Origin of the sequence: Bacillus sp. EKM202B, from assembly GCF_011066025.1 — a bacterium.
Classification (GTDB): Bacteria; Bacillota; Bacilli; order Bacillales; family Bacillaceae_G; genus Bacillus_A; species Bacillus_A toyonensis.
The window spans coordinates 1-5,747 of the sequence record NZ_JAAMNK010000067.1; the positions used below are offsets into that span (position 1 = coordinate 1).

Sequence of the window (5,747 nt, forward strand, 5' to 3'; positions counted from 1 at the left end):
ACGTTTCACGTTGTTTGTTTCGTTCAGTTTTCAAAGAACTACTTGGTCGCTCATTTGCGACTCCCTTATGTTAACATTTTCGTTAATTGATGTCAACTAAGTTTTTTATTTCGTTTGTCGTTTTCTGCGTTATTGCATCGGCGACTTGTTCTATATTACACCCCTATACTCTAATCGTCAACACCTTTTTACAAAGAAATTTAATTTAAATATGTTCATACCCTTTAGGCTATATAAGCCCTTACAATAGTTTCATTAACGAGAAACTCTCTTCTCCTTCCCTTTACTAAATCTATCCTCCGAAACATGTTCAATTAAATACTTCATTCGTCAAACCTTACTTAATTTATAAGAATGTTTTCCCTAAAGAAACTAGCAACCTTATTTTAACAAATACTAGTATATAATTAGAGAGTTATTGTATTCCCTAATGTACCTCTTTGCTTATCATGTTGTACTACCAATAAAACTCTATTAGAAACGGGTGATAATATGAAAGATATACGTATTCTTATAGCAGACGATGATAAAGAAATTCGAAATTTATTAAAAATATATTTAGAACGAGAATTATATATGGTAGATACTGCGATTAACGGCGATGAAGCCTTGCAGTTATTTAATCAAAACAATTATAACCTCGTTATATTAGATATTATGATGCCAAAAGTAGATGGTATTGAAGTATGTAGAAAGCTTAGAGATAAAACTAACGTACCGATATTAATGCTGACCGCTAAAGATCACGAAGTTGATAAAATTTTAGGTTTAAGCATTGGCGCTGATGATTACATTACGAAACCTTTCAGCATTCACGAAGTGGTTGCACGAGTAAAAGCTCTTATGCGGCGTTTTTTAGTTCTTGGAAGTAACAATACCGTTCAAGAAAAAACAACTTTAGCTTTTAAAGGACTCACTATCAATTTAAATACATATACAGTTCATACAAATAAAGAGGAAATCAACTTAACCGGAAAAGAACTGGAACTATTAAAATTCTTTACTTCAAACCCAGGGCAAGTATTTACAAAAACGCAGCTCTTCCGAAATGTGTGGGACGATAATTATATAGAAGATGACAATACCGTTATGGTACATATTCGAAAACTTAGAAAGAAAATAGAAATCGATCCTTCTAATCCAAAATTCATTCAAACTATATGGGGAATTGGTTATAAGTTTGTAGGTGAAAAGCTTGAAGACTGATAAAACCCTCTTCCTTATTTCATTACAACTTATCATTTGCGGACTTTTAAATATACAAATGGGCCCAAGAGTAAAAATGTCTTTATTTATTACCCTTATCTTAATTACAACTTATCTCTTCTTTTCAAGGATACAATTTATTCAAAATCACAAATCAATGAATACTAAATTAAGTCGTGTATTAAACGGAAATTTACAAACGAGATTATTCACAAGCAATGACCGTTCCTTACATCATATCGTTTTTTCAATAAACGAACTAATAGCTGAATTAGAAAAGGTTCGGATTGAAGCAAAAAGATACGAGGAATCTAGAAAACAACTTTTGTCTAGTATCTCGCATGATATCCGAACGCCACTCACCTCCATTATTGGATATATCGATGCTTTAAAAGATGGAGTAGCTGCTTCTGAAATAGAAAAGCAAGAATATCTTAAAATACTTTATATGAAATCAAATAACTTAAAACATCTAGTTGATGAAATATTCAATATGGCAAAGCTAGACGCCAATGAATTCCCACTAAAAGAAGAAGAACTCGACTTTTCTGAAGTTACTAGAGAAGTTTTAATCGATTTTTTACCTGAACTCTCAAAACATAATATCGAACTACAGGTTCTTATACCAGAATCTACTTGTCCTATCATCGCAGATCACCTTAGCCTTATGCGAATTATAGGTAATTTAATAAAAAATGCCATTTATTACGGAAAAGATGGGAAAACAGTAGGAATCGAACTACTAGAAACCAATACAGAATATGAACTTCTTATTTGGGACAAAGGCCCTGGCATTCCAAAACATGATTTACAAAACATATTTGAGCGAATGTACCGAAGCGAACAATCAAGAACCTCCTCTTTTGGTGGTAGCGGTCTCGGGCTTTCGATTTCTAAAGCGCTCGTGGAGAGAAATGGTGGGCATATATGGGTTGAAAGTATCCCATGGAAACGAACTACTTTTGGTTTTTCCATTCCAAAATACACTTCTTTTAAGAAATAGTTAAGAAATGATTAATATGCAGTTAAGCCTTCCTTCTTATTATGTAAGTAAGAACTTATAGAAAGTAGGTGTCTCCTATACATACAATTATAAAAACGACTAACCTTACTAAAGTATATGGCACTCAAAAATCAGTAGATAATCTAAATATTAATGTTCAACAAGGAGAGGTTTATGGATTCATAGGACGCAACGGTGCGGGCAAAACAACAACCATACGTATGCTACTTAGCCTTATAAAGCCTACAAGTGGAAATATTGAAATATTCGGAGAAGACTTATTTCAAAATCAAAAAAATATTTTAAGAAGAATTGGTTCTATCGTTGAGGTTCCAGGGTTTTATGAAAACTTAACTGCAAAAGAAAACTTATTAATTAATGCAAAGATAATTGGGATCCACAAAAAGAATGCCATTGAAGAAGCATTAGAAATAGTAGGCTTACAGCATGAAACAACAAAGTTAGTAGGAAAGTATTCTTTAGGAATGAAGCAGCGCTTAGGAATTGCACGTGCTCTTCTCCACTACCCTGAACTACTCATACTAGATGAACCAACTAATGGACTCGATCCAATCGGTATTAAAGAAATGCGAAAACTCATTAAATCTTTAGCTCAGGAAAGAAATATAACGATACTCATTTCTAGTCACATATTAGCTGAAGTAGAACAACTAGTCGATCGTATGGGAATTATCCATGAAGGAAAGTTACTAGAAGAAGTTTCTCTTGATACGCTACGCAAAACCAACCGTAAGTACATAGAATTTCAAGTGAATCATGACAATAGAGCCACGATGCTATTAGAAAATCATCTTCAAATTTTTGATTATGAAGTACATGATGAAGGGAATATTCGTATTTATTCTCATTTTGGACAGCAAGGACACATAAACAGAACGTTCGTTCTTAATGATGTCGATGTATTAAAAATGGCGATGAGCGAAGACAGATTAGAAGATTATTTCACCAATCTAGTTGGAGGTGGAACAATTGGTTAATCTGCTCTATACAGAACTATTAAAATTAAAACGTTCCAATATGTTTTTAATTAGCATTATCGGGGCTGGTGTCGCACCCTTCTTAGTGGTCGTAGCGTCTTATATACACATAAAAACAAAACAACCTACTCCAACTATTTTGTTCCATCAACTATTCACCGAAGTTAACTTATATACTACTTTAATTATAGGATTCCCCTTATATGGGGTAGTGATTGCTTATCTGTTTACCCGTGAATATACAGAAGATACACTAAAACATTTACTAACTATTCCAGTCTCACGCATTAGCTTTATTATAAGTAAGTTCATCATTCTCTTTCTTTGGATTATAATGCTTACTTTAGTCGCTTGGACACTAACTTTATTATTAGGGCTAATAGGTAGCTTCCCTGGATTTAGTACCATCTTACTCTTAAGCTCTCTCGTAAAATTTTTAATATGTGGTGGACTTCTCTTTCTATTGTCTTCACCTATTGTACTATTAACCGTTGTAATGAAGACCTATGTACCACCTATTATATTAACGGTCATTATTACAATGATTAACCTTATGCTCGTGAACTCTAAACATAAAGATCTATTTCCGTGGACCGCTACTCTAGATATCGCAAATAACGAATTACAACCCACATATCCACCAGAGTATTCTTATATCATCATTGCAGCAACAGCAATTTTCGGATTTATTGCAACACTATTCTATTTTAAGAGAGTAGATATTCATTAATTTATAGGAGTGAAACTATGAGCGATATCATCATTGCCTTCATACTCGGTATTGTAGAGGGATTAGCAGAATTTTTACCTATCTCTTCTACTGGCCACCTTATATTAGTCGGACATTTATTAGGCTTCGAAGGAGAAAGAGCAAAGACCTTTGAAATCGTTATACAGTTAGGCGCAATTTTAGCTATTGCGATTTTATACTATAAACGCCTTGTTTCTTTATGTAATATTAAACCTCTTCTACGAAAAGAGAAAAAATTCAACGCATTCCATGTATTTCTTGGTGTATTCCCAGCGGTAGTTGCTGGATTACTATTACATGGTGTTATTAAAACATACTTATTTCAGCCATATACTGTCGTCATTGGACTTGTAGCAGGAGCAATTCTTATGATTTTTGCAGAAGTAAAAAAGACAGAAGCAACCGCCTATTCACTGGATGATTTAACCTACCGTCAAGCATTAACAATTGGATTATTTCAATGCTTAGCGGTATATCCTGGCTTCTCTAGAGCTGGATCTACTATTTCTGGAGGGTTATTAGCGAAAGTAAATTATAAGACCGCATCTGAATTCTCTTTTCTCATTGCTCTTCCTGTAATGGTTGGAGCTACAGGCTTAGACTTATTAAAAAGTTGGAAGTATTTAAGCGTTGATGACATCCCTATGTTTGCGGTAGGATTCATTACCTCTTTTATAGTAGCAATGCTAGCCGTAGTAACTTTTTTGAAGCTTTTAGAGAAGATCGGTTTAAAACCTTTTGCATATTATCGTATTTTGCTGGCTATCTTATTTACGCTGTTCATATTGCTATAGATTCATATAAGTCACATATTACTAAACTGATATTCAAGTTGGAATATCAGTTTTTTCTCTATTTCACCTCTAGTATTACTCACTTCAATATGGCATAGTTGTAATAAACTGCCCTTAATAATCCGAATATTCTTCAAACAGTTATATCCTTTACCGTACGACACAATTGGAAAATTAAAAATCCCATATATGGACAGAACGTGTTTACAAACCATATTCATTCCGCATATTCTCTTTCTTAATTCACAACACACCGATACAAATTTTAAATGAGTACAAAGGCATACAAATAAGTAAATTTCTCAGGGATTATAAAAAGACTACATATTAATTAGAGTGAGGTAACGATACAAATGAATCCATTAGCACAAACATATTGGGATACTTATTGGGGAAACAATGAAAAACCAGCATCTGTTACAGCTTGGCAATTTGGGGACTCCCCTAATTATCTTGCACAATTAGTAATTGATGGTATCAAAACCGCAACATGCTCCTGTCACACTTTTTATGAGTTAGAAAATGAACCACTACCGACGACTAATGATTATAGTATTATACTCAATAGTCAGGATAAACCTGTAGCGATTATTAAAACAATAGAAGTAACTGTAACACCGATGAATGAAGTAAGCGAAGAATTCGCTATCGCTGAAGGCGAAGGAGATTGCACGTATAATTACTGGAGAGACACCCATGTTCGTTTTTTTACAAAGGAACTAAATGAGTTTGGTTTTACTTTTTCTGAAGATATGCTACTCGTTTGCGAACGATTTGAGCTCATTGATGTGAAAAATACAGCAGAACTATAATAAACAGAGCTTTACTGAATTTTCATGTTGCTATTTTTTAACACAAATAAGCTCGTTATTTATAGCTCAAGAAAACTACAGCTAACGAGCTTATTTTATAAAACATAAAAAAGACGAGTCATCCTGACTCGTCTTAAGCTTGCTTGGCGACGTCCTACTCTCACAGGGACAAGGTCCCAACTA

At 33.7% G+C, this 5,747-nt stretch carries 6 protein-coding genes; all 6 read left to right on the forward strand.

Annotated elements, in window-relative coordinates:
- Positions 1 to 492 precede the first annotated feature (492 nt).
- The 6 genes from G9F74_RS29085 to G9F74_RS29110 all read left to right on the forward strand — a co-directional run bounded on the left by G9F74_RS29085 (position 493) and on the right by G9F74_RS29110 (position 5,564).
- Entirely contained in the window at positions 493 to 1,206 is a 714-nt protein-coding gene (locus G9F74_RS29085; protein WP_000651986.1) for a response regulator transcription factor, read from the forward strand.
- Complete coding sequence (locus tag G9F74_RS29090) at positions 1,196 to 2,209, forward strand: sensor histidine kinase (protein WP_033668260.1); 1,014 nt, start codon at positions 1,196 to 1,198, stop codon at positions 2,207 to 2,209. The genes G9F74_RS29085 and G9F74_RS29090 overlap by 11 nt, the downstream gene beginning before the upstream one ends.
- A 68-nt stretch (positions 2,210 to 2,277) precedes the next feature.
- Positions 2,278 to 3,207, forward strand: coding sequence for an ABC transporter ATP-binding protein (locus G9F74_RS29095; RefSeq protein ID WP_016107411.1), 930 nt, complete (start codon positions 2,278 to 2,280; stop codon positions 3,205 to 3,207).
- On the forward strand, positions 3,200 to 3,937 hold the full coding sequence (locus G9F74_RS29100) for an ABC transporter permease (protein ID WP_000247704.1): 738 nt from the start codon (positions 3,200 to 3,202) through the stop codon (positions 3,935 to 3,937). The genes G9F74_RS29095 and G9F74_RS29100 overlap by 8 nt, the downstream gene beginning before the upstream one ends.
- 17 nt (positions 3,938 to 3,954) lie before the next feature.
- Positions 3,955 to 4,752: an undecaprenyl-diphosphate phosphatase UppP gene (gene uppP, locus G9F74_RS29105; protein ID WP_001279970.1), complete on the forward strand. Its 798-nt coding sequence runs from the start codon at positions 3,955 to 3,957 to the stop codon at positions 4,750 to 4,752.
- Between the two features lie 353 nt (positions 4,753 to 5,105).
- A complete protein-coding gene (locus G9F74_RS29110; RefSeq protein ID WP_016107410.1) occupies positions 5,106 to 5,564 on the forward strand; it encodes an ASCH domain-containing protein in 459 nt (152 codons plus the stop codon).
- Positions 5,565 to 5,747: the final 183 nt, after the last annotated feature.